Origin of the sequence: Paenibacillus zeisoli, from assembly GCF_003994465.1 — a bacterium.
GTDB lineage: Bacteria > Bacillota > Bacilli > Paenibacillales > Paenibacillaceae > Fontibacillus > Fontibacillus zeisoli.
In genome coordinates, this window is record NZ_RZNX01000001.1 from 721,578 (window position 1) to 744,222 (window position 22,645).

Annotated in this window: 22 protein-coding genes; 1 reads left to right on the forward strand and 21 read right to left on the reverse strand. The window is 47.8% G+C overall.

What is annotated here, in order from left to right; genetic code table 11:
* Positions 1-312: 312 nt before the first annotated feature.
* From EJP77_RS03345 to EJP77_RS03445, 21 genes are all read right to left on the reverse strand, one after another.
* On the reverse strand, positions 313-1,005 hold the full coding sequence (locus tag EJP77_RS03345; RefSeq protein ID WP_127197740.1) for a DnaD domain-containing protein: 693 nt from the start codon (positions 1,003-1,005) through the stop codon (positions 313-315).
* A gap of 49 nt (positions 1,006-1,054) precedes the next feature.
* On the reverse strand, positions 1,055-2,350 hold the full coding sequence (asnS, locus tag EJP77_RS03350) for an asparagine--tRNA ligase (RefSeq protein WP_127197741.1): 1,296 nt from the start codon (positions 2,348-2,350) through the stop codon (positions 1,055-1,057).
* 29 nt (positions 2,351-2,379) lie between these two features.
* The gene (locus EJP77_RS03355) at positions 2,380-3,594 is read right to left on the reverse strand and encodes an acetate/propionate family kinase (protein WP_127197742.1); all 1,215 of its coding nucleotides are present in this window, start codon (positions 3,592-3,594) and stop codon (positions 2,380-2,382) included.
* Positions 3,591-4,463, reverse strand: coding sequence for a 3-hydroxyacyl-CoA dehydrogenase family protein (locus tag EJP77_RS03360; RefSeq protein WP_127197743.1), 873 nt, complete (start codon positions 4,461-4,463; stop codon positions 3,591-3,593). Before EJP77_RS03360 ends, EJP77_RS03355 begins: the two co-directional genes overlap by 4 nt.
* 140 nt (positions 4,464-4,603) lie before the next feature.
* On the reverse strand, positions 4,604-6,106 hold the full coding sequence (locus EJP77_RS03365; protein WP_127197744.1) for an AAA family ATPase: 1,503 nt from the start codon (positions 6,104-6,106) through the stop codon (positions 4,604-4,606).
* On the reverse strand, positions 6,099-6,632 hold the full coding sequence (locus EJP77_RS03370) for a hypothetical protein (protein WP_127197745.1): 534 nt from the start codon (positions 6,630-6,632) through the stop codon (positions 6,099-6,101). Before EJP77_RS03370 ends, EJP77_RS03365 begins: the two co-directional genes overlap by 8 nt.
* A gap of 272 nt (positions 6,633-6,904) precedes the next feature.
* Positions 6,905-7,402: a cell wall elongation regulator TseB-like domain-containing protein gene (locus tag EJP77_RS03375; protein WP_127197746.1), complete on the reverse strand. Its 498-nt coding sequence runs from the start codon at positions 7,400-7,402 to the stop codon at positions 6,905-6,907.
* A gap of 33 nt (positions 7,403-7,435) precedes the next feature.
* Positions 7,436-8,734, reverse strand: a complete 1,299-nt coding sequence (locus tag EJP77_RS03380) for an amidohydrolase (protein WP_127197747.1) — start codon at positions 8,732-8,734, stop codon at positions 7,436-7,438.
* Entirely contained in the window at positions 8,724-9,374 is a 651-nt protein-coding gene (locus EJP77_RS03385; protein ID WP_127197748.1) for a redox-sensing transcriptional repressor Rex, read from the reverse strand. The genes EJP77_RS03380 and EJP77_RS03385 overlap by 11 nt, the downstream gene beginning before the upstream one ends.
* Positions 9,375-9,409: 35 nt before the next feature.
* Positions 9,410-12,262, reverse strand: coding sequence for an ATP-dependent DNA helicase DinG (dinG, locus tag EJP77_RS03390; protein WP_127198293.1), 2,853 nt, complete (start codon positions 12,260-12,262; stop codon positions 9,410-9,412).
* Positions 12,263-12,438: 176 nt separating this feature from the next.
* The gene (locus EJP77_RS03395) at positions 12,439-13,071 is read right to left on the reverse strand and encodes a tetratricopeptide repeat protein (RefSeq protein WP_246021654.1); all 633 of its coding nucleotides are present in this window, start codon (positions 13,069-13,071) and stop codon (positions 12,439-12,441) included.
* 110 nt (positions 13,072-13,181) lie between these two features.
* Entirely contained in the window at positions 13,182-13,565 is a 384-nt protein-coding gene (panD, locus tag EJP77_RS03400; protein ID WP_127197749.1) for an aspartate 1-decarboxylase, read from the reverse strand.
* Positions 13,558-14,463: a pantoate--beta-alanine ligase gene (panC, locus tag EJP77_RS03405; RefSeq protein WP_127197750.1), complete on the reverse strand. Its 906-nt coding sequence runs from the start codon at positions 14,461-14,463 to the stop codon at positions 13,558-13,560. The genes panD and panC overlap by 8 nt, the downstream gene beginning before the upstream one ends.
* Positions 14,460-15,296, reverse strand: coding sequence for a 3-methyl-2-oxobutanoate hydroxymethyltransferase (panB, locus tag EJP77_RS03410; protein ID WP_127198295.1), 837 nt, complete (start codon positions 15,294-15,296; stop codon positions 14,460-14,462). Before panB ends, panC begins: the two co-directional genes overlap by 4 nt.
* A gap of 294 nt (positions 15,297-15,590) precedes the next feature.
* Positions 15,591-16,538 (reverse strand): biotin--[acetyl-CoA-carboxylase] ligase, encoded by a 948-nt coding sequence (locus EJP77_RS03415; RefSeq protein WP_127198296.1) that lies wholly within the window; start codon positions 16,536-16,538, stop codon positions 15,591-15,593.
* A 13-nt stretch (positions 16,539-16,551) separates the two neighbouring features.
* A complete protein-coding gene (locus EJP77_RS03420; protein ID WP_127198297.1) occupies positions 16,552-17,865 on the reverse strand; it encodes a CCA tRNA nucleotidyltransferase in 1,314 nt (437 codons plus the stop codon).
* Between the two features lie 68 nt (positions 17,866-17,933).
* Entirely contained in the window at positions 17,934-19,094 is a 1,161-nt protein-coding gene (gene bshA / locus EJP77_RS03425) for an N-acetyl-alpha-D-glucosaminyl L-malate synthase BshA (protein ID WP_127197751.1), read from the reverse strand.
* 63 nt (positions 19,095-19,157) lie between these two features.
* On the reverse strand, positions 19,158-19,847 hold the full coding sequence (bshB1, locus tag EJP77_RS03430) for a bacillithiol biosynthesis deacetylase BshB1 (protein ID WP_127197752.1): 690 nt from the start codon (positions 19,845-19,847) through the stop codon (positions 19,158-19,160).
* Positions 19,844-20,266 (reverse strand): methylglyoxal synthase, encoded by a 423-nt coding sequence (locus EJP77_RS03435; RefSeq protein WP_185897133.1) that lies wholly within the window; start codon positions 20,264-20,266, stop codon positions 19,844-19,846. Before EJP77_RS03435 ends, bshB1 begins: the two co-directional genes overlap by 4 nt.
* A gap of 17 nt (positions 20,267-20,283) precedes the next feature.
* Entirely contained in the window at positions 20,284-21,087 is an 804-nt protein-coding gene (gene dapB, locus EJP77_RS03440; RefSeq protein ID WP_127197753.1) for a 4-hydroxy-tetrahydrodipicolinate reductase, read from the reverse strand.
* 152 nt (positions 21,088-21,239) lie between these two features.
* The gene (locus EJP77_RS03445) at positions 21,240-21,569 is read right to left on the reverse strand and encodes a nucleotide pyrophosphohydrolase (protein ID WP_127197754.1); all 330 of its coding nucleotides are present in this window, start codon (positions 21,567-21,569) and stop codon (positions 21,240-21,242) included.
* Positions 21,570-21,720: 151 nt separating this feature from the next.
* Between EJP77_RS03445 and EJP77_RS03450 the strand changes: the two genes are divergently transcribed.
* Positions 21,721-22,590 (forward strand): YitT family protein, encoded by an 870-nt coding sequence (locus tag EJP77_RS03450; RefSeq protein ID WP_127197755.1) that lies wholly within the window; start codon positions 21,721-21,723, stop codon positions 22,588-22,590.
* The last annotated feature ends 55 nt before the right edge of the window (positions 22,591-22,645 follow it).

Sequence of the window (22,645 nt, forward strand, 5' to 3'; positions counted from 1 at the left end):
TCCCCTCCTTCCAACTAAATAGACGTCACTGTCTCCATGAACCCCTGCATAAATTTATAATTTTTTATAAAAAACTGATAACTAACGAGAGAGATCACCTACATTCCTGATCTCTTGCGGACAGAACTATAGCAGGTCATTAGGAAATTTGATTCCTTAAGGCCGGCATATCTGAATACTTTTCGTAGTCACCAGACGTATCCACAGGTAACCTGCTGGTTCTTAAAGTAACATTTACAACGATGTTCACATTAAAAAGAGGCTGTTCAAACAGCCTCTCAGCTGAACGAACAACCTCTCTAGTATATCATCTTATTTGCTGTTTCCACGGAATCGTTGGGTATATGCTTTGGCGTCTTGGGCTGTCTTGACCCGATTGCGGCTCCACTCTAGGAGAATACGGTCAATATACCGGAAATGCACTTTACCTGCAAACACGGCTTCCTTCAATGCAAGCCGGATCAGTTCATCAGGATAACCGTCTTGATCCAACCAGCCGGAAATTGTCTCACATTCCATTGGGGATAAAGGCCGGGCAAATTCCTTTTCGAATACCACGAAAAGATTACGCTGCTGATCCTCTGAAGAAGCGGGCTCCTCCGCCTTGGAAAAACGTTCCTTCTGGCGCTCGGCCGCCGCATCTTCAGCAAGACATACACTTAACTTGTGATACATTCCCGTCAGATTATATCGTTCAGATCGCAGTCCGGAATGGTCGGTAACCTCATCAATGGCAAGCCAACCGTCTTTCATAAGCTTGCGAATTCCGCTGGCCACCACAGAAGGAGCAGCTCCCATTCTTCGCTCAATGTCCTCCATGGAAGGGAAATCGATTTGTTCAAGCTGCTTGAAAGCCAGCAGTTGAATTAACAACATGACTTCTGTGTCACTAAGTTTGAGCTTACGGTAATGGGCCAGCAAGGCATAGGGTATACTGGCTGAACCCTTTTCCAGCCCATATGCTATGCCATTCGCCCATACCTTCCAACCTTCGCCCATTCCCATCCAACATTCACCTCTTTAATTCAGGAACAACGCAAGGTTGTATTACTTATTACGGGTACAGCCGGTACAGAGTACGCGGGAACGGAATCGTCTCACGTACGTGGTCAAGTCCGCATATCCAGGCTACAGTCCGTTCAAGTCCTAGACCAAACCCAGAGTGAGGAACCGATCCATATTTGCGCAGATCCAAGTACCACTGATAAGTCTCTGTGGACAAGTTATGCTCCTTAAAGCGCTCTTCCATAAGCTCAGGGTCATCGATCCGCTGAGAACCTCCAATAATCTCCCCATATCCTTCTGGAGCAATCATATCGGCACAGAGTACCACATCTGGACGATTCGGATCCGGCTTCATATAGAATGCCTTGATATCCTTTGGATAATGAGTAATAAAGACCGGTTTCTCATAACGTTCAGCAATCGCTGTCTCGTGTGGAGCACCAAAATCTTCACCCCATGGAATATCAAAATCCTGAGTGTGCAGGAATTCAATGGCTTCATCGTAAGTTATACGAGGGAATGGTGCTTGGATTCTCTCCAGCTTGGAGACATCGCGTCCAACAGCTTCAAGCTCTGCCTTGCAGTTCTTGAGAACAGACTGGACCACATAAGAAATGAAATTCTCCTGTACCTTGAGACTTTCCTCATGATCTGTGAAAGCCATTTCCGGTTCGATCATCCAGAACTCGATCAGATGCCGGCGGGTCTTAGACTTCTCCGCGCGGAAAGTAGGTCCGAATGAGTAGACTTTACCCAGCGCCATAGCCGCGGCTTCCATATAGAGCTGACCACTTTGAGTCAGATAAGCATCTTCATCAAAATATTTGGTGTGGAACAAGTTGGTTGTTCCTTCGGCTGAGGTCGGCGTCAAAATCGGCGGATCCACCAGGGTGAACCCGTTGTCATCAAAGAACTGCTGAACCGCGCGGATAATTTCCGCCCGAATAACCATGATGGCACGCTGCTTCGACGAACGAAGCCATAAGTGCCGGTGATCCATCAAGAAATCAACCCCGTGCTCCTTTGGAGTAATCGGATAGTTCTCGGTAATATGGATGATCTCGATATTCGTTACAGTCAGTTCATAACCAGAAGCGCTACGCGGTTCCTCGCGGATAATGCCTTCAACATACAGCGAGCTTTCCTGAGTCAGGCTCTTGGCTTTGTCCCAAATCTCTTCAGAGACTTCACTCTTTACAACCACGCCTTGAATGTACCCTGTACCATCGCGAAGCTGTAGAAATTGAATCTTCCCGCTCGAACGCTTGTTGTTCACCCAAGCACCGATGGTTACTGTCTCCCCGACGTGATTACCTACTTGACGAATCACTGATTTGACCGCCATGTTATCTCTCTCCTCTAAGTACTGCTATATTATTGAGCCTGCTTGGCTTCCTGTACAATTCGGTTCGTATCCCGGGCAATAACAAGTTCTTCATTCGTTGGCACAACAAGTACCTCAACTTTGGAGTTAGCAGATGAAATCCGGCGAGGCTCACCCGAACGGATCTTGTTCAGCTCAGGATCAATCTCTACGCCCAGATAAGACAGGTTCTGGCAGACCTTCTCGCGGACAACTACAGAGTTCTCTCCTACACCAGCCGTGAACACAATTACATCTACCCCGTTCATAGCTGCTGCATAGGCACCGATGTATTTGCGCAGACGATACTCGTACATCTCGAATGCAAGCGTAGAATTTGCCTCACCAGCCTCCATGCCATCGGTAATATCACGCATATCACTGCTGACACCGGAGATCGCGAGCAATCCGCTGTGTTTGTTCAGCATGGAATTCACTTCACTAATCGAAAGCTCCTCTTTATTCATGACAAAAGTAACTACCGCAGGATCCAGATCCCCGCTTCGTGTACCCATCATTAGACCCTCTAGAGGGGTTAGACCCATTGAAGTATCTACAGAGACACCACCCTCGACTGCTGTCAGGCTGGCACCATTACCGATATGGCAGGTGATGATCTTAAGGTCTTCAATAGGCCGCTCGAGATACGCAGCAGCTGCTTTACTTACATATTGGTGGGATGTACCATGCGCTCCGTACCGGCGAACATGATGCTTCTTGTACAGTACTCTTGGAATAGGATACAAGAATACTTTCTCTTCCATCGTCTGATGGAAGGCGGTATCAAATGCAACAACTTGCGGTACGCCTGGCATGTTCTTCTCGGCAGCGTTAATCCCCATAATAGCCGGAGGATTATGTAAGGGAGCCAGATCAAAGAGTCTGCGGATCTCAGCCTTAACTTCTCCCGTAACCAGGGCAGATCCTTTGAATGTCTCCCCGCCGTGTACGACACGGTGTCCGATTGCTTGAATCTCGTCGACTGAATTCAGCACCCCGTGCTCTTTGTCTGTCAGCTTATCAAGCACTTTACGAATTGCAGTTGTATGTTCAAGAATTTCACTTACCTCAGTAACTTCTTCTTTGTTCGTAGGTTTGTGCGTCAGAATAGAAGAATCCATACCGATCCGCTCCACAAGACCCTTGGCAAGGACTGACTCATCCTCCATATTATACAGCTGATATTTCAAAGAAGAACTTCCCGCATTGATTACGAGAACTTTCATATCCGGTCACCATCCTTGTCGTATTTGAAAAAGCCTTCGCCAGTCTTAACGCCCAGGTTCCCGGCACGGACCATTTTCTTAAGTACAAAGGAAGGGCGATATTTGAGTTCACCGAATTCACGGAACATACGCTCCAGTGCGGCAAGTACGGAATCCAGTCCGAAACGGTCAGCCATTTCAAGCGGTCCATAATTGAACTGATACCCGATCCGCATGGAGTCATCGATGTCTTCTGCCGTTGCTACGCCTTCACCCAGGACGTGCAGCGCTTCGTTAATAAGAATGCAGATAATACGTGAAGTCACAAACCCTGGAGATTCGTAGACCATAATACCGCGCTTCTCAACAACTTCCTCAACAAAACGTTTGGTGTTATCAAATGTACTATCAGAAGTCTTCAACCCGCGAATGATTTCAACCAGGTCAATACGGGATACTGGATAAATAAAGTGCATGCCGATGACACGTTCCGGATACATGGTACCTCCGGCAATTTCGGTCAGGCTGAGTGTTGAAGTATTGCTAGCTAGAATAATATTGCTCGGGCATACTTGGTCAAGCTGGGTGAAGACTTCTTTCTTCGCATCCAAATCCTCCGAAATCGTCTCGATCACCATATCGCAGGATCCAAGTTCGGCAAAATGGGTTACTTTTTGAATACGGGAAAGAATCAATTTCTTCTCCGCCTGGGTGATTGCCCATTTCTCAAGCTGCTTATCCAGGCTTGTCTCTATCATGCTGTAAGCATGGTTCAATTTGTCCGGTGTTTCCTCAACGAGCAGAACTTCAAGTCCCTTGGCTGCGAGCATTTCACAAATGCCTTGGCCCATCGTACCGCCACCGATAACGCCTATTTTTTTAAAATACATGGTGTCTCTCTCCATCCTTTGTATTAATCTCCATACATCTATTATACCCTCGATGTCGAATAATACATCTTTTTATACCCAACATATAATAATATCTTAGCACGAATAAAAAGTAAAAAAAAATTACCAACCTGAAAAAATCAGGCTGGTAACAGGATGCTGTCACGAAATTGACAACGAAATTGTTCTCCGGAGAGTCGTTCTTCATGAATTAGTATTTCAAGTGATTTGTCGAATACCGCCGCATGCTCAATCAGAGCTGATTTGGTGCGGGCAGCAAGGTCATCCAGAATACGACTGTTCTCGTTCATAAGAACTTCCTTGGTCACCATATCCATGTTGACAATACCGAGCCGGGTAAGGCCTGAGGTCATCATGGTGTGAACGAGCTTCAAGGCTTGTTCAAAGTCATTACGGGAACCTGTACTTCTGCCCCCATAATAGATCTCTTCTGCCGCCGCTCCTGCAAGTGCCACCATAATTTGTCCTTCAAGGTATGATTTAGTATATAAGTACTGTTCTTGCTGCGGGTTATGGCGAACATATCCCAGCGCTTGGCCACGGGGGCTAAGGGCTACTTGATTCACACTGCCAGGGGAAACGATCTCAGCTAGCACGGCATGTCCAAGTTCATGTACAGCCACTCTGCGCTTCTCTTCTTCGGTTGATTCCCGGTCCGTCTTCTCTCCAAGCATGACCTTATCCACGCCCATAGACAAGTGACGTTGGTCGATAATCTGAAGGTTCTCTCTCATGGCATAGATGGCACCTTCATTCATTACGCTCTCCAGCTGGGCTCCAGAGAAGCCATACGTCTCTTCAGCAAGTCTCTCCAGGCTGACATCCGCATTTAGCGGCTTATTCTTGGCATGAAGCTCAAGGATATGCTTGCGGCCTTTCTTGTCAGGCAGCTCAACTTGAATGTGACGGTCGAAGCGTCCTGGGCGCAGAAGCGCACTGTCCAGCATCTCTTTGCGGTTCGTCGCCGCGATGACCAGGATACGAGGGGCATCCGAGTTATAGATACCGTCCATTTCCGTCAGCAGCTGATTCAAAGTCTGATCGTACTCACGCTGCTGGCCGCCTTCTCTTTTTCCACCTATAACATCGATCTCGTCTATGAAAATAATGGCATTCTCTTTCTTCTCCTGTGCGGCACGTGTCCGGGCTTCCTTGAACAATTCACGGATGCGTCCTGCGCCGACACCGACATACATTTCCACAAATTCAGAGCCGGATGCCGCTACAAAAACGGACTTGGTATAATGTGCTGCGGCTTTAGCCATCAAGGTTTTACCTGTTCCCGGAGGGCCTGTAAGCAGAATTCCTTTAAGCGGGCGAATCCCGAATTTCTGAATTTCTTCATGTCGGACCATGAAATCAAGAGCCTCACGAAGCTCCTGCTTCGCGTTGTCTTGCCCACCAATTTCCTCAAAGGTAAGCTTGGCCGGGCCTGCTTTCTTCCGCTTGCGTTCCTGGGAAGCACCAACGGTGATCCCGCCTTTCATTTGAACCACAGCGAACAATGAACCTATCATGGCCAGTCCTATAATAATAGGAATAATATTAACTCCGATGTAGGCCAAGAACACGAGAAGGACAAGTACTACTCCTACAACGATTTCCTTAATAAATTTAGACATTACTCCATACCCCCAATTCACCCGGCACACGCGGAAGTATAATGAACTTGCTGGCTTTTCCGTCTGAGAGAGAGACATATATATTCTGAGTATCCATAACCGTGTTGACTGTAAGCCCAGGTGTTCCTTCTTTGAGCTTCTCTAGTGTAGCTGGAATCTCGGTATACTTCTTATTATCCATGGCTTCCGCTACCGGAAAGAGCGCTTTGGACCACCACTGATCAAGTGTCTTGTTGGAATGGTCAACCACGGTAAGCTTGAGCTTGCGGCTGCCTAACAATGACTTGCCATCCACTGTCAAATGTTCTACCAATCCTCTTAAATCTGTTTTTGGATCCAAATCGAGTTTCAAGTCCACCTGTTTCTGGTTAATATCAAATTGAACGTTGTTGACACCTTCATATTGGGTGACTAATTTCTTAAGCGGGGCCTCAACAGCCAACTGACTATAAGCGAACCACCCACCAAAAAGAACTGCTGCGGAGATAACAACGCTAGTAGTCAATGGAACAAGACGTAATTTCAATTCATATCCCCCTTAATAATTTCAATCTCATACATACAAAATGGATACTCTAAAAAAAATTAACGGATTTCTCCGTTTATTTGCGTATCATTCTATACTGAAATGTACATGCAATAGTATATCATAGAATATATACTTTTTTCTAAGCTTATATTAAAAAATTATTGAAATATTTGATATATTTTTCTAATGTTAAAAAATTGTACGCAATTCAAAAAGACCTCCCTGTGATATGGAAGGTCTTTTTTGATAAGGTGAAGTAGGCAAAACGCCTATCTATTAGGCAAAGTATAGGTTTCAGGCAGAGCCTGACCATCGGAGAACCTATAGAATCTATAATTATAATGATCTGCATCTTTATAGAACAATTGATATACGTATTGCTTCCCTGCTCCCTGATCAAAGATTCCAGGAACAAGGCGAACAATGGAGATATCCGGCATTTGTGATTTGATGCTGTTCTTGATCTGATCAAGACTGACTCCATTCTTAGCCAGCTCCTGATGGTCCACTTTTCCATCAACTACCCATACCACAACATCTTCTCCAGCTGTGTTCTTACCTTCAACTACCCAACATACCGTGTCCCATACGGATTTACTGGCATGCGTTAACGAAGCGAGATTAGCCTGCTGCTTGGCCACAATCACCGCTGCATCCTTCTCGTTCCAGTAATCCTTCATCGTATACACGTAGTATTGCTGAATACCAATCAAGATCAGCAGGGCCAGCAGTATGGATATGAGTATGCGTTTCGTTTTTTTCTTCATGCGTTCACTTCCTTTCCCTCAGAAGTGCTCCGCTTAGCGGGAGAGCAATCCTTCAAAGCAAGCTTGAGCTTCCCGGCGTACCCGCTCTTCATCAATGGTCAGACAGCTGCCATGCTTCACAACCTGGTTGCCGTTCACCCACACATGTTCGACGTCTTTAGGTCCGGCTGAATAGACCATATGCGAAATAAAATCTGTATGTGGGATAAAGTGGGCTTGATCCGTATTCATAGCAATAAAGTCCGCTTTCATACCTTCAGCAAGCTTTCCGGTATTCGGAAGATATACGGACTTTGCACCATAAATGGTACCCATCTTAAGCGCTTCCTCTGCCGGTACAGCGGTCGGATCACCCGATACCCCTTTATGTATCAAGGCAGCCAACCTAATCTCCTCGAACATGTCTAAATTATTGTTGCTTGCCGCTCCATCCGTGCCGAGCGATACAACTACCCCAGCTTTTTGCAGATCAACCACACGCGCCACTCCGCTCGCGAGTTTCAAGTTGCTCCCCGGATTATGTGAGACCGCAACGTTATTTCTAGCCAAGATCTCAATCTCCTCGTCGTTCAAATGAACACCATGGGCAATGATCGAAGGACGTGAGAAGAAACCCAGCTTCTCCAAATGCATGGTTGGCCGGAGCCCATATTCTTCGATATTCTGCTGAACCTCAGCAGTCGTCTCAGACATGTGAGTATGCAGCGGAAGATCCAGATCATGTGCCGCTTGAACGAATTTCTCAATAAATGCAGGAGGACAAGTGTATGGCGAATGCGGAGACATCATGGTCGTAATCCGGCCATCCGCCTTGCCATGCCAGTCTTGGGCGAACCGGATCGCCTCCTCAAGCTTCTGCTGCTGTACATCTTCAGGGCAAAGACCAATAGCTCCACGCATCAGTACGGCGCGAATTCCCGATTCGTCCGCTACTTTAGCCACTTGATCCATATGGTCATACATATCCAGAAAGGTAGTCGTACCTCCCTTAAGCATCTCCACAACGGACAGTGCAGTCCCCCAGTAGACATCCCGTGAGGTAAACTTTGCTTCCATTGGCCACATCTTCTCCTGCAGCCAGTTCTGAAGCAGCATGTCGTCTCCGTAACCCCGCAGCAGTGACATCGCGGCGTGGCCATGAGTATTAATTAGACCAGGAGCAAACAACAACCCTCTTCCATCAAAAGTATCTGTCCCCTCTTCGATCTCGGGGCGAGACTCTCCGACATATTTAATCAGATCATTCTCAATTAACATGTACCCTTTGACTACAGAGCGACCCGGTTCCAGTACAGCAAAAGTTCCGTTCTCGATTAACCATTTACGACTCATTTGTTAGTGCTTCCTTTCCATCTCCCAAATAATAGGCCAGACTAAGCAGATCCGTTGTAAAATCTGCTGCATGCAGACGCACCTCGGCTGGCACCTTCAGAATTGTAGGCGCAAAGTTAAGGATCGCTTCGATTCCAGCGTCGATCAGCTGATCTGCTACACGCTGCGCTTCAAAATCAGGAACGGTAATGATCCCAATCCGTATATTGAATCTCTTCACCGTGGCCCCAAGATCCTCAATTGGCTGTACGGTCAATGAATTAATCTTTTGGCCGACCTTCTTCTCCGAGGCATCAAACACCGCCACAATTTTCATATTGTCCTTCAAATAAGTGTTGTAATTGGATAGAGCCTGGCCCAGGTTACCAGCTCCGACAAGAGCCACGTTAATCTGCTGATCCAGATTGAGAATTTGACGAATCTTCTCAATCAGATAAGCGACATCATATCCAATGCCTTTGCGACCGAAATCACCGAAATATGCAAGATCCTTGCGAATTTGAGCCGGGTTCAGATCCAGCTTTTGTCCGAGTTCCTGCGATGAGACGGTTGAGACCTCCCGAAAACTTAGTTCATTCAGAAAGCGCAGATATACGGGCAATCTGCGTACCACCGCATCTGAGATTTTCTCCGACTTCATTTCTATTTCCCCCTAGTGCTATTGAGTCCGGTCAGTTACCGGTGGTTGAGCCATTCCGAAATCCGGGGCACCATCTGATTGGTTGGCATATGCTCCATCTTTGGGCCTGGCAATGAATACAGGAAATACTTCCCGTAATAGGACTCCAAAATTCGTGTATCATATACGATTACGATACCGCGGTCCTGTGAGGATCGCACCAGCCGCCCGAACCCCTGCTTGAAGCGGATCACCGCTTGCGGGACGGACAGCTTCATAAAAGGATTCTTCTTCTGCTGCTGCAGCCGCTCACTCTTGGCCTCAACCAGCGGATGGTTCGGAGGTTGGAATGGGAGGCGAACAATTGCCAGACTAGTCAGTGCCTCACCAGGGATATCAACACCTTCCCAGAAGCTGCTCGTACCGAGCAATACAGAGGCCTGCTGGCCCTGAAATCTTCGGGTAAGTTTGGTGCGGTTCCCGCTGTCTACCCCTTGTCCAATGACCGTAATTCCCTGAGCAGATAGAACCTCTTTCAGCGGGTCATACACTTGTCTCAGCATCCGGTAAGAGGTGAACAATACCAGCATCCGTCCCTGTGTAGCAACTGCCGAGTCCGCCAGGGATTGGACGAGTGTATTCACGAAATGATCATCCCCCACACTGCCCTTCACACTCGGGAAATCCCGTGGAATGACCAGCAGAGCCTGTTCCCTGTACTTGAACGGTGAAGGGAGCAGCGAAGTCAACAGTTGATTCTGCTCGGAAGCTTCCGTAAGTCCCAGCTGCTCGATCATATACTGGAACGACTTATCAACAGATAAGGTAGCGGAGGTCATGATGACACTCTTTTTCTTATCAAAGAAAAGGGCTTTGAGCTGTTCACTTACTTCAACAGGTACGGCATAAATTTGCAATGAACGGCTGCGGTAATGACCGTTGCCTTCAAGCCAATAGACCGTCTCCTCATTGTCCAGCTTCATAAAAGAACGAATACTGTCCCGCTCGGCTCCTAAATCCTTAAACAAACCACTGATATCCGTAACCAGGCTCTCCGAGCTGTAATTGTCGTCATCATCCTTCAGCTCATTCATCATACGTTCGCCTTTGCGAATTACCGTTCCCATGGTCATATAAATCTGATTCTCGATTTCACTAAGGTCATCCCAATTCTTAGGCTTCTTGTGCGGCAGCAGACGAAGGACGAACTGTCCGGGATCACCTGGAGCGGCATCACTGCGCTCAGGCATCAGTCCGAACAATTGATCACTGAGACGATCCCAGTTCTCTTTGATCTCAAGAATCTCCGGGTACAGATTATCAATAACACTCATCCACTCGCTGGCTTTCTCCGATCCACTGGTCTGAAGCTGCGCCCGCAGATTCGGAAGCTGACCGGTCCTGCTGTCCTTGAAGAGGCGTGTCAAAGTATGAATAACTGTGAAATATTTCATATTCATACCCAAATGCTTGCCGGCTACATCTTCAAGATGATGGGCTTCATCAATAACAAGACGTTCATAGCTTGGAAGCAGCTGATGCCCCGCCTTCACATCCGTGAACAGCTTCGAGTGGTTCGTGATCACCACATCAGCAACTCCTGCTTCGTGCTTGGCCTTGTGGTAAAAGCACTTTCGGAACCATGGACAAGAGCGTCCAAGACAGGAATCCGATTCACTGGCAACCGTCTCCCAGAAGTCTGCTCCCCGGTTGCCCTGGTTCAGCTCTTCATCATCCCCGGTCTCAGTCTGGGTTAACCACACGATCATCTGCGCAGCGGTCATAACTTCTTCCTTGGGTGTCACAAAATCTCTCTTGTTTATTTTATGTTCAAATTTGCGCAGACACAAATAATGCCCCCGTCCTTTGAAGATTGCTGCCCGAAATGAAAAAGGAACTACCTCGGTAAGCAGAGGAATATCTCTCTCCCGAAGCTGCTCTTGCAGGTTAATGGTATGCGTACTTACCATAACCTTCTCCTCAGACTTAACGCTGTGATAAATCGCCGGGAGAAGGTACCCGAGTGATTTACCTGTGCCTGTACCTGCTTCAATAAGCAAATGCTTATCCTCATCAAAGGCCTTCATGACATCTCCAAGCATCATGTTCTGGGCTTCCCGCTCTTCGTACATTGGAAGCTTATTCTTCAAATTGGTACGAACTTCATCCATGAACTGCTCGAATGTCTTACCCTCCAAGGGATTATCCATTTCCTCGCTTCGAGGCGGCTTGATATCAATCCAATCTTCTGTGCGAAGTGCGAACTGGCGATAATAAGTGTAGCCATCCGTAGAGGGGTCTGTTTCCTTCTCCCTATCCTGAAGAGCAGCATCAAAGAACCATCCCAAGTCACTGTCCTCTCCCGAGAACAGATCAGACAGCCGCTGTAAAGCGAGCAGGGGAAGGTCGTCAATTTCCTCAAGCGATTTAATAAAAATAAGTGCGGTTGCCAAAGCATCAGAATCTGCCTGATGCGGCCGGTCGTGAGCGACCTCAAATTCACCTGACACAAAGCCAAGCTGATAGGAAGTAAGTGAAGGAAACATGATTTTAAGAAAATCCATGGTATCGAGAATTCTGCCTGTAAACGGCAAATATCCGGTTCGATCCAAAGCACTCTGTAAGAAATTAAAGTCAAAAGCTACATTATGTCCAACAAGGACCACATCATCCAGAAGAGGCACCATTTCCATCATGACCTCATCCAGCAAGGGGGCGTTCAGCACATCCTCCTCGGTAATCCCCGTTAACCCAGTAATAAAAGGCGGAATCGGCACACTAGGCTTCACATAAGAGGAATATACCTGACTAATCGTGCGATCGTGATCTATAATAGCAAGCCCAACTTGAATAATTTCATCAGAGGACTGGTTACCTGTCGTTTCAAAATCGAGAACGGCATATTTCATTATATACTCATTACCTTTCATTCCAGTCTCTCTAACAGCATAACAAAAAAAACACGGTTTGGAAATTAAGACATGCAAACAAATATTCGCACCCCTTAATCAAGCTGTATAAACAAAAAAAACGATGCGAAAATATTCCATTTGAATGGTCGCATCGTTCATTAAATTGAGCTGCTTTACATTAATGAAGCCAACTGGGATCCGAACTGCAGAGATCCCCGTTTTTGTTGACACACATCCAAATTATTCAAGGGCTCGATGAAAGTAGGATCAATATGATGGGCCAATGTAAAATATTCCTGTGCCTTGTCCATATGGTCGTGCGTGGCTTCAATACAGCCGAGAGCATTATAAATGATGGATCTGAGCCGCTTATTGTCCGTTAGTGGCAGTACCCACTGAAAATGACGTCCCGCCTCCCGGGTATCATTCATATTCAGATAGGACATGGCCAAATAGATCCGGGCCAGCAGACTGTCTTGAAACTCCTCGGTGGTACGCTTGAACTGTTCGGCCGCATGGGAGTACATCTTCAGCTTGTAATAGCCCTGTCCTTTTATGAAGGTACCCGACTTCATCTCAGGCAGCTCGACTTGCTGAACGGAATCCGTTAACCCCCAGCTTTTGCGTACATCACTCATTCTCTCCTCAAAAGAAAGCCATTCTTCAATAATGCCATCGCTCATAGCTTTAAGCATCTGCCACTTCTTGCCCAGCTCCTGCTTCTGGCTGCCTTTCGCGATGGGGTACATCTCAGCTATTTCCTCCAACATATGATTCATTTCCGCAAATACATGCTGAAACATCATCTGCATCCCACCCTAAACGAAAATGAAATCAAGCAGCGGCCCTATGTTCATTTTTTGTTTAGACGGATGATTTCATTCTGGAGGGAACCCCTTAAATAATGGATTCTTGCTTAACGAACGGTCGCATGTACCTCATAGCTTGCAGTTTCAGCTGGTCGGTTATTCTCATCAACAAACAGCACTGTGGGTTTATGACGCTGAACTTCCTCCTGAGACATCTGAGCATAGGAAATGATAATTACCGTATCCCCCGGTTGAACCAATCTCGCTGCCGCCCCGTTAAGACAGATAACACCGCTCCCGCGGGGTCCAGGAATGACATAAGTCTCCAGACGAGCCCCGTTATTATTATTTACAATCTGCACTTTCTCATTCTCAAGCAGATCGGCGCGCTCCATCAGGTTCTCATCTATGGTAATGCTGCCCACATAATTTAAATTTGCCTCGGTTACGGTTGCACGGTGAATTTTGGATTTCATCATGGTTCTATACATGAGTTACAACTCCTTTGGGATTAAGAAGAATATTATCAATCAGACGAGTCGTGCCAAATTTAACCGCCAGCGCAATCAGGATCTCTCCATCCAGATCACGCATTTGGGCATCTTCATGAACTTGGGTAAGCGAAGGAAAGGACAAAATATCCACATAATCGATAACAGCCAAAGGCTGAGACTTAATATTCCGGGTCAAACTTTCACGAATTTCCGCAAGCGTAACGCTGTCACTTTGCTTAATCCTGTCCCCTGCTTCACGCAAAGACGTGGACAGAATAAGAGCTTGCTTCCGCTCTTCTTCCTTCAGATAGACGTTCCTGGAGCTCAAGGCCAGCCCGTCAGACTCCCGTACAATGGGACATGGCACAATCTCCACGTCAAAATTCAAATCATCCACCATTTGCCGGATAACTGCAACCTGCTGAGCATCTTTGAGCCCAAAATAAGCTTTGTCCGGGGAGACCATATGAAGCAGCTTACCCACCACCGTGGTCACCCCGTCAAAGTGGCCAGGACGCGAAGCTCCGCACAGTTCGTCAGTAAGTTCAGATACCGCAATCTTCGTCTTAGTGGGCTGAGGATACATCTCTTGCACGCTCGGCAAAAAGACAACATCCACACCTTCCCGCTCCGCCAAAGCCAAGTCTCTCTTCTCATCCCGTGGATAACGGTCAAGGTCCTCGTTCGGCCCAAACTGAATCGGGTTAACAAAGATGCTTAGAACGACAAGATCGTTATGTTCCCTGGCCTGCTTCAGCAGGCTGGCATGGCCTTCATGAAGGAAGCCCATCGTGGGAACAAAGCCCACAGACAACTCTCGTCCAGCCTTGGCGGCGCTAAACCGCTCCTGCTTTACATATTTCTTCAGATCCGTAACTTTATCTATTACCATCATGACCGGGCGTCCACCTTTCCTCTGCCGTACAAAGAATCAACCACACTGTCATCAGCATGGAACACATGCTCTTTCCCCGGGAATTGACCTGATTTCACTTCTTGAACATATTCACGAATTCCGCGGCGAATTTCATTTCCGATGTCAGCAAAGGTCTTCACGAACCGTTTCTCCCGGTAATCTGAATCGTATTTGAGCACATCATGATAGACGAGCACCTGACCGTCGCAACCTCTTCCTGCCCCGATGCCGATCGTTGGGATGGACAGCTGCCTGGAGATTTCAGCAGCAACCTCCTCGGTCACAAGCTCAAGAACAACTCCGAATGCGCCTGCTCTTTCCAGCGCCTTCGCATCTTCAATCAGACGACGAGCGTCCTGTTCGTCCTTACCTTGAATCCGGTATCCCCCAATCTGGTTCACCGATTGCGGAGTGAGTCCAATATGTCCAAGAACGGGCACGCCCGATTTGACAATACTCTCGACTGCCAGGCAGATTTCCATTCCGCCTTCCATTTTTACCGCATGGGCATGCCCTTCCTGCATAATTCTTCTGACATTCTTAAGCGTCTCGTCAATACCGCCATGATAAGTCATGAAGGGCATATCCGTTACGATGAAGGTATGCTCAGCTCCCCGCTTAACCGCACGGGAGTGATACACCATATCATCTATAGTTACAGGAACCGTTGAATCATATCCAAGTACGACATTCCCGAGCGAGTCACCTACAAGCAGCATATCTACGCCGGCTTCTTCTGCAAGTCTCGCGGACGGATAGTCGTAAGCGGTAATCATGGTCAACTTCTCGCCGTCCTGTTTCATTTTTTTCATCTTCACAATGTTTAACACGGACTTTCATCTCCTTTGGGTGTCCCAAAATTAGAAGCATGCGTACACAGCAAAAAGAACCTTTCAGCTGTGCACCAAAAAGTCCGAAAAGTCCATAGATTCATAGAAGAGTAACATCGTTCGTCCCTTCTGTCTCGGTCCCTTCGGCTCAGAGCAGAATCCAACGCAACCAGATTCATGATCAATCTTACTTAGTATAACCAATTAATTACGGAGTGCAGTTTGGTCCAGCCAATACCACCTCGTACGGTCAGTATATCAGATCGGATCAACTTTTCAACCGCCAAGTTGCACATCTCCTGAGAAAATCGTGAACTTTTCTCCACCATTCTCCAGGATCAGTCCTCCGTTCTCGTCAATACCGGTTGCATAACCGGTCACCATGCCTCTTGACGTGTGCAGGGTTACTTCCCGGTTAATCGTTACAGAAAGAGCCTCCCATAAATGAGCAATCGGTGAAAAACCTTCCTCCTGATACAGCCGGTACAGCTGCTCGAGCTCTGACATGACCGATCCGATAAGAACTGACCGGTCAACAGCTTGCCCGCTTTCCATCTGAAGTGAGGTTACTATGCTGCGTAGTTCCTCCGGATAATCCTCTTCCGTCATATTCGCATTGATTCCGATTCCGGCAATACAGTACCGGAGCCGTTCATCCTCAGCCACCGACTCCAGGAGAATTCCGCAGATTTTGCGGCCCCCAATAAGCAGATCGTTCGGCCATTTGATCCCGCTCTCTACACCGGTGGCTGTTTTGATGGCTCTGCATACCGCTACTGCGGCTAGCAGGGTCAGCTGGGGGGCACAGGACAAGGGCTGATCAGGTCTAAGCAGCAGACTCATCCAGATTCCTTTACCGCGAGGAGAGAAGAACTTGCGTCCCAATCGGCCGCGCCCTCCGGTCTGTTCCTCAGCAATAACCAAGGTACCTTCCGGCGCACCTTCCTCAGCCAGCTTTCTTACTTCTTCCTGGGTTGACGTAGTGACCTCCAATATCTTAAGATGCCGGCCAAAAATATTTGATTTCATCGTGCTCATTAAGGTAATCGGATCCAGCCTAGCAGGCTTTTGAACCAACCTGTACCCTTTGCGGGATACCGCTTCGAATTCATACCCCGCATCGCGAAGCTTGTTAATCTGCTTCCACACAGCTGTACGACTAATCGACAATCGTTTGCTTATTTCTTCGCCAGAGATATATTCGCCTGGATGCTGCAGCAGCATATCCAGAACTGTATTAGGATTCAATTGATTTCACCATCCGTTTCACTTCATTAAGGAGAGCTTCTTTGTTATTCGGTATAGCCCCCGATGCCACAGCGTACAACAACTGCTTCATCAAGACTCCAAGCCAGGGCCCCCCTGGTCTGCCAGCCTTCTCAAGGACTTCATTGCCCTTAACCACAAGCTCGCGAACCTGATGGACTGGTATGCTGGCGTACCAAACCTCCAGGAGGTCAAGCAGCTCCGCGCTGAGCAGAGATGCGCCGTTAACTGTCTTGGAGGACTTAATCAATATCCTCATCCTTGAGATCCAAAGACCTGCCGTATACTTCCCAAAGGCTAGCTGTAATGAAATCCAGTAGGGACGTATTAAGTTCTCTCGTTCCTCGTCGGGCACACTAGATAAGGTATGTAAGTGCTCCATCAATTCCTGATCAAATCGGGCTATAGCTGCAGCCTGCTCCGAATCCCGATTGGAGAAGGTCCACTGCTTCAGTAGGCCGAGAATAGATTGGGACTCGATCCCAAGTCCCTGAACCAGCAGAGATAACCGAAGTTCTACGGGTTCGGCCGGAAGCAGGTGAAGGCATTCCAGCAATTCAGAATGGACCTGAGCAGCCTTGATCGGCAGCTTGGAATATTCAAGCAGCCGGCTGCGGCGGAGCAGCTCCAATCCGCGCTGCGGATCAGGTCCGTACAGGATTTTCTCAAATTCTGCACGAATTCGTTCAAGAGCGATATACCTCATTTTGTCCCTGTTGCGGATAATTGCCCGCCAGGTGCTCAGAATGGGAGTGAAGCCAAATACCGAGGCAAAACGAATGGCTCTCAGCATCCGAAGGGCGTCTTCCTCAAACCTTTCGTCCGCCTTGCCTACGCACCGAATCACTCCGGCTTTAATATCCTCTCTCCCATGGAAAGGATCAATCAGTTTGCCTTCCAAATCCATAGCCATGGCGTTCATTGTGAAATCCCGTCGCTTCAAATCTTCCAGAACCGCATCCACAAATTCAACCGAAGCAGGACGCCTATGATCTTCATATTCAGTTTCTTTACGGAAGGTCGTGACCTCGAACGCCTGCTTCTGGATCAGCACGGTGACCGTACCATGCTGAAGTCCTGTAGGGATACACCGTTCGAACAGCTGGGTAACCCTCTCGGGCCGTGCTGAGGTTGCGATATCCATATCGTGAACAGGTCTTCCCATGACTTCATCCCTCACACACCCGCCAACCCAATAGGCCACATATCCGGCCTCTCCGATACGACGGAGCACCTCTTCGCCCGCAGACACCATCAGCGAGTCAACCTGATTCCACTTTTTCACCAAGGTAATCCTCTCCTCGCAAACAAGACTCCGGGGAAAAGGAGTTGCCCCCTTCTCACCCGGAGTAGTTAACTGCATACCGGTTTGAGCTTTGGAACTTGGCGTCCAAGTACCCGGTAATAGATTTGTTCATATTCTTCCGTTATCCGGTCGCTGCTGAATTCAGTCCTTGCCCGCACTAAGCAGGCTTCAGATAATTGCTCAGCGAGCTTGGCGTCTTTTAGCAGCTTAATCGCATAATCGGCCATGGCTCTGGTATCCCCAATTGGAGCCAGAAAACCTGTTTTACCGTGGGATACCAGTTCAGGAATGCCTCCTGCTTCTGATCCGATCGTAGGCACGCCGCAGGCCATAGCTTCAAGTGCAACGAGACCAAAGCTTTCTTTCTCAGATGGAAGCAGGAGCACATCGGCCATGGAGATGACTTGAGCGATCTGGTCCTGTTTCCCTAGAAAATGGACACGGTCCTCCAGCCCAAGCTGCTTAATCTTGCATTGAATCTTTGGCAGTTCCGGTCCTTCCCCAACAAACAGCAGACGTGCTGGGACCTCCTTGCTGACCATGGAGAAGATCTCAACCACATCAGCCACCCTCTTTACAGGTCTGAAGTTAGAGATATGCATGAGGATTTTCTCATTGGGTTCTGCAAAATCACTTCTCAAAGAATCTATTTCACGCGGATAATATATCCGTTTATCTACAAAGTTATAGGTCAAATCAATATCTCGCGAAATTTCCAGCACTTCCCGGGTTTCTCTCATTAAATCCTCGGAGACGGAAGTTACGGCATCACTTTCATTGATCGCAAGACGGATCAAATCTTTCAGTGACTCATCTTGAGCGAGAACTGTGATATCAGTTCCGTGTAATGTTGTGACCACCTTAAGATCATCCCCCACCATCTGCTTGGCCAGAAAGGCGCACACCGCATGAGGTACGGCATAATGTACATGTAGGATGTCAAGCTTCTCCCGCTTCGCAACATGAGCCATCTTCGTAGCCAGGGACAAATCATAGGGAGGATAACGAAATACATAATAATCGTTCACTTCGACTTCATGATAATATATATTTTTCTGGAAAGCCCCTAACCGGAATGGGACACTATGTGATATAAAGTGCACTTCATGTCCCTTCTCGGCAAGCAGCTTACCGAGCTCTGTCGCTACAACCCCTGATCCACCAAGAGTCGGATAACAGGTGATGCCGATTTTTAATGTTTGGCTCATATCAGGGGCACCTCTTTCTTGTTAATCATTAAATTCACACTAGAGAGTTTATGCTTAATTTGTTTAAAATAGATGAACTTTATAAGGCGTCTTGACCGCAAAGCCTTCAGCATAAGGAATAAGCTTGCGCTGGCCAAGCAGAGCATCCCTTGCTTTTACACGTTCCACATACCCCTGGGTAAGCGGAGTAGCAACTCCATCCTTCCCGGGCGTGAACTGGGATTCGTAGCAGAGCAGGGACTTTTCTTTGGTCTCATAATAATCGGTAACATCCACGATTAGATCAGGAGTTCTCCAGTCATTTATGAAATAGAAATACAGCTCGTCCACCAGAACAGGAGGCTTGTCCGGCATCATTCTGCGCAGCTTGGCGTTAAATACCGCCTCTTCCACAAGCTTACTGCACTGCACATGATCCGGATGACGATCGTCCCAGTAAGGCGCAAAAACAACCCGGGGTGCATAGTCGCGAATGACCGAAGTTACCGCAGCTACGTGATCAGGGGTGATATACAGCCCGCGATCGGGCAGTCCCAAATTGGTACGAAGAGTAAGACCTAGTATAGTGGAAGCGTGTTCTGCTTCCTGCTTGCGAAGTTCAACTGTGCCGTTGGAGGACATTTCAGCCTGGGTAAGGTCACAGATCCCAACCTTTAATCCAGCTTCCACATGCTTCGCAATCGTTCCTGCCATCCCGATTTCTGCATCATCAGCATGAGCGCCGAAGATCAAGATATCCAGCTTCTCACTCATTTATCTAACCTTGGACGATGAAGTTCAACAAGCTCCCGCCAGCTTAAATCTCCACGATCCAGAGCTCTTGCCATGATTTCGGCCGATGCTACGTTGGTAGCTACCGGAATACCATGCACATCACATAAGCGAAGCAGTGCTGTAATATCAGGCTCATGCGGCTGAGCCATCAGAGGATCGCGCAGGAAGATGACCAGATCCATTTGATTTTGAGCGATGAGTGCTCCGATCTGTTGGTCACCGCCGAGTGGTCCAGACAGGAACCGGTGTATATTCAGTTTGGTATTATCCATAATTCGTTGTCCCGTGGTACCGGTTGAGTATAGATTGTTACCCTCGAACACATGCTCATAAGCTATTGCGAAGTTGACAATCTCCTCTTTCTTCCGGTCATGGGCGATAAACGCAATATTCAACATTTCGTAATACCCCTTTTTTAGTCTATAAAATGTTCAAAACCATAAACCATACCTTGATACTCCATTACTTTCTTTACAGCCAGAGCCACACCAGGCATATAACCCGCACGTTCATAGGAATCATGACGAATCTTCAGGGTCTGCCCAAATCCGCCAAAAATGACCTCCTGCTGGGCAAAGACACCGGGAAGCCGAACACTGTGAATACGGAACCCGTTATAGTAGCCACCCCGCGCACCATCAATGGTCTCTTCTTCGTTCGGATTACCTTGGCGAAGCTCCTCGCGGTTCTGGGCGATCAATTCTGCCGTCTTCACCGCTGTACCGGATGGGGCATCCAGCTTCTGGTCCCCGTGATACTCGATAATCTCCAGATTCGGAAAGTGCTTGGCAGCTTGTGCGGCGAACTTCATCATAAGAATGGCACCAATTGAGAAATTCGGGGCGATGAGTCCTCCGATCCCTTTGCTTTTACACTGCTTGTCCAGATCCTCAATTTGTTCCGGGGTAAAGCCTGTAGTACCGACCACAGGGGCCACACCAAGGCGAATCGCGAGCTCTGTATTCTTATAAGCGAATTGGGGAGTAGTGAAATCCACCAGCACCTGGGCTTTACTTTCGACGAGGGCCAGCTCGAGATCAGACTGGACCTTAATTCCGCAGGCGGGCAGGCCTACCAATGTCCCTGCATCCGTACCTTCCCCGGATCGGTTGATGGCTGCCGCGAGCTCCAGCTCGGCATCCTCCAGTACCATTTTAACGACTTCTTTCCCCATACGGCCTGCAGCTCCTGCTACAGCAACTCTGATCTTCGTAGTCATATTCATGCTCCTCACTGTCCACTAGGATGATGATTGATCGATATATGTTGCAACTCGTTATTCCCATAAATTAATTTCCTAATTGGAAGACCCGCAATCCAGCCTCTTCTCCTATCGACTGCTGTTCCTACAGCATATGACGAAAATGGCTATTAGGTGTCTATCCGGGTCCATCGGTCTGCATCCCTGGTGGAGAACTTATGCATGACCTTGTTGTGCGCTTCTGTCAGGTTAATCCCGAGTGAATTCGCAAAACAAATGGTGATGAACAAAATATCACCGAGCTCATACTCAATGGAGTTGTCGTCTTCCGTTGTTTTCTTCGGCTTCTCTCCATACGTATGATTCACTTCTCTGGCCAGTTCGCCAACCTCTTCACTCATTCTCGCAAGCATGGCGAGAGGACTGAAATAACCTTCTTTAAACTGGGATATGTACCGATCTACCTCGCGCTGAAGCTCTGCGAGTGACTTTTCCTCCATCTATATTCCCCCCTAGGGTACCCGAAGGTTTTACCCCTATGTTATCGTAAAGAAGTTTTGAAAACAAATCCTTTTTTAAACGCCGCCTAAAAAGGTATACTAAGGGTTGGGGCGCTAAGGCTCCCCCATCTTTCAACAAGCGAGGGATTGCATGCTTACCACACGACTAGCCCAGGTATCTAAAACCATTCTGCCAATACTGCTCGGCACAGCCATCTATGCATTTGGTCTGCTCTACTTCATTATTCCCAACAAGCTTATGGAAGGCGGAGTAACCGGGATTACCATCCTCCTTAAATATGCGTTCTCCATTTCCCCTTCACTTTCCACCTTGATCTTGAACATCCCGCTCTTCCTGCTAGGCTGGAAGGTATTGGGGAGTCGGCAAATTGTATTTACCGGCATCGGCATAGGGTCTCTAACCTTCTTTCTATGGCTGTTCGAGCAAATGATTAAGAAGGGCTGGATCGTCCCTTTTGCTACAGAACATGATTACATACTTGCGTCATTATATGCCGGGGTAACCTTGGGTGCCGGGCTGGGTCTCGTCTTTCGCTTCGGCGGCACCACAGGAGGATCAGATATTATTGCGCGTATCTGTAACCGGAAGTACGGTTGGAGCATGGGGCAGGTCATACTGGCCCTGGACGTGCTCATCATTGGTATTTCCCTTCTCTATATCAAGAAGGAACAGATCCTGTATACTTTGGTAGCCGTCTTCATAGCTTCCAAGGTCATTGATTTCATTCAAGAAGGGGCATACTCAGCCAAAGCTTTCACCATTATTAGTGATCATGCACCGGAAATCGCCGACTTGATTACGAAGGATATGGACCGGGGTGTTACGCTGATTCCCGCCGTTGGAGCTTATTCCAAACAGGCAAAGCACATGGCCTACTGTGTAGTCGCCCGGCAGGAGATTCGCAGATTAACCCTGATTGCCAAATCCGTAGATCCAAGAGCCTTTATTATTATTAATGATGTTCACGATGTTCATGGTGAGGGCTTCAGAGAAGACTAATTTCACATTAAAAGGGGTAAGGTTCCGCATGGCGAACCTTACCCCTTTTGTTCAT

Excerpts from the sequence above, each read along its gene's own strand:
- EJP77_RS03445 (WP_127197754.1), bottom strand. The coding sequence starts at position 21,569 with ATGGAGGAAAAGTCACTCGCAGAGCTTCAGCGCGAGGTAGATCGGTAC.
- dinG (WP_127198293.1), bottom strand. The coding sequence starts at position 12,262 with ATGAAATATGCCGTTCTCGATTTTGAAACGACAGGTAACCAGTCCTCT.
- bshA (WP_127197751.1), bottom strand. The coding sequence starts at position 19,094 with ATGAGCCAAACATTAAAAATCGGCATCACCTGTTATCCGACTCTTGGT.
- panB (WP_127198295.1), bottom strand. The coding sequence starts at position 15,296 with ATGAAAAAAATGAAACAGGACGGCGAGAAGTTGACCATGATTACCGCT.
- EJP77_RS03345 (WP_127197740.1), bottom strand. The coding sequence starts at position 1,005 with ATGGGAATGGGCGAAGGTTGGAAGGTATGGGCGAATGGCATAGCATAT.
- EJP77_RS03355 (WP_127197742.1), bottom strand. The coding sequence starts at position 3,594 with ATGAAAGTTCTCGTAATCAATGCGGGAAGTTCTTCTTTGAAATATCAG.
- EJP77_RS03395 (WP_246021654.1), bottom strand. The coding sequence starts at position 13,071 with ATGATGTTTCAGCATGTATTTGCGGAAATGAATCATATGTTGGAGGAA.
- EJP77_RS03380 (WP_127197747.1), bottom strand. The coding sequence starts at position 8,734 with ATGAGTCGTAAATGGTTAATCGAGAACGGAACTTTTGCTGTACTGGAA.
- EJP77_RS03365 (WP_127197744.1), bottom strand. The coding sequence starts at position 6,106 with ATGTCTAAATTTATTAAGGAAATCGTTGTAGGAGTAGTACTTGTCCTT.
- EJP77_RS03450 (WP_127197755.1), top strand. The coding sequence starts at position 21,721 with ATGCTTACCACACGACTAGCCCAGGTATCTAAAACCATTCTGCCAATA.
- EJP77_RS03385 (WP_127197748.1), bottom strand. The coding sequence starts at position 9,374 with ATGAAGTCGGAGAAAATCTCAGATGCGGTGGTACGCAGATTGCCCGTA.
- panD (WP_127197749.1), bottom strand. The coding sequence starts at position 13,565 with ATGTATAGAACCATGATGAAATCCAAAATTCACCGTGCAACCGTAACC.
- dapB (WP_127197753.1), bottom strand. The coding sequence starts at position 21,087 with ATGACTACGAAGATCAGAGTTGCTGTAGCAGGAGCTGCAGGCCGTATG.
- panC (WP_127197750.1), bottom strand. The coding sequence starts at position 14,463 with ATGATGGTAATAGATAAAGTTACGGATCTGAAGAAATATGTAAAGCAG.
- EJP77_RS03375 (WP_127197746.1), bottom strand. The coding sequence starts at position 7,402 with ATGAAGAAAAAAACGAAACGCATACTCATATCCATACTGCTGGCCCTG.
- EJP77_RS03360 (WP_127197743.1), bottom strand. The coding sequence starts at position 4,463 with ATGTATTTTAAAAAAATAGGCGTTATCGGTGGCGGTACGATGGGCCAA.
- asnS (WP_127197741.1), bottom strand. The coding sequence starts at position 2,350 with ATGGCGGTCAAATCAGTGATTCGTCAAGTAGGTAATCACGTCGGGGAG.
- bshB1 (WP_127197752.1), bottom strand. The coding sequence starts at position 19,847 with ATGAGTGAGAAGCTGGATATCTTGATCTTCGGCGCTCATGCTGATGAT.
- EJP77_RS03435 (WP_185897133.1), bottom strand. The coding sequence starts at position 20,266 with ATGTTGAATATTGCGTTTATCGCCCATGACCGGAAGAAAGAGGAGATT.
- EJP77_RS03415 (WP_127198296.1), bottom strand. The coding sequence starts at position 16,538 with ATGCTGCTGCAGCATCCAGGCGAATATATCTCTGGCGAAGAAATAAGC.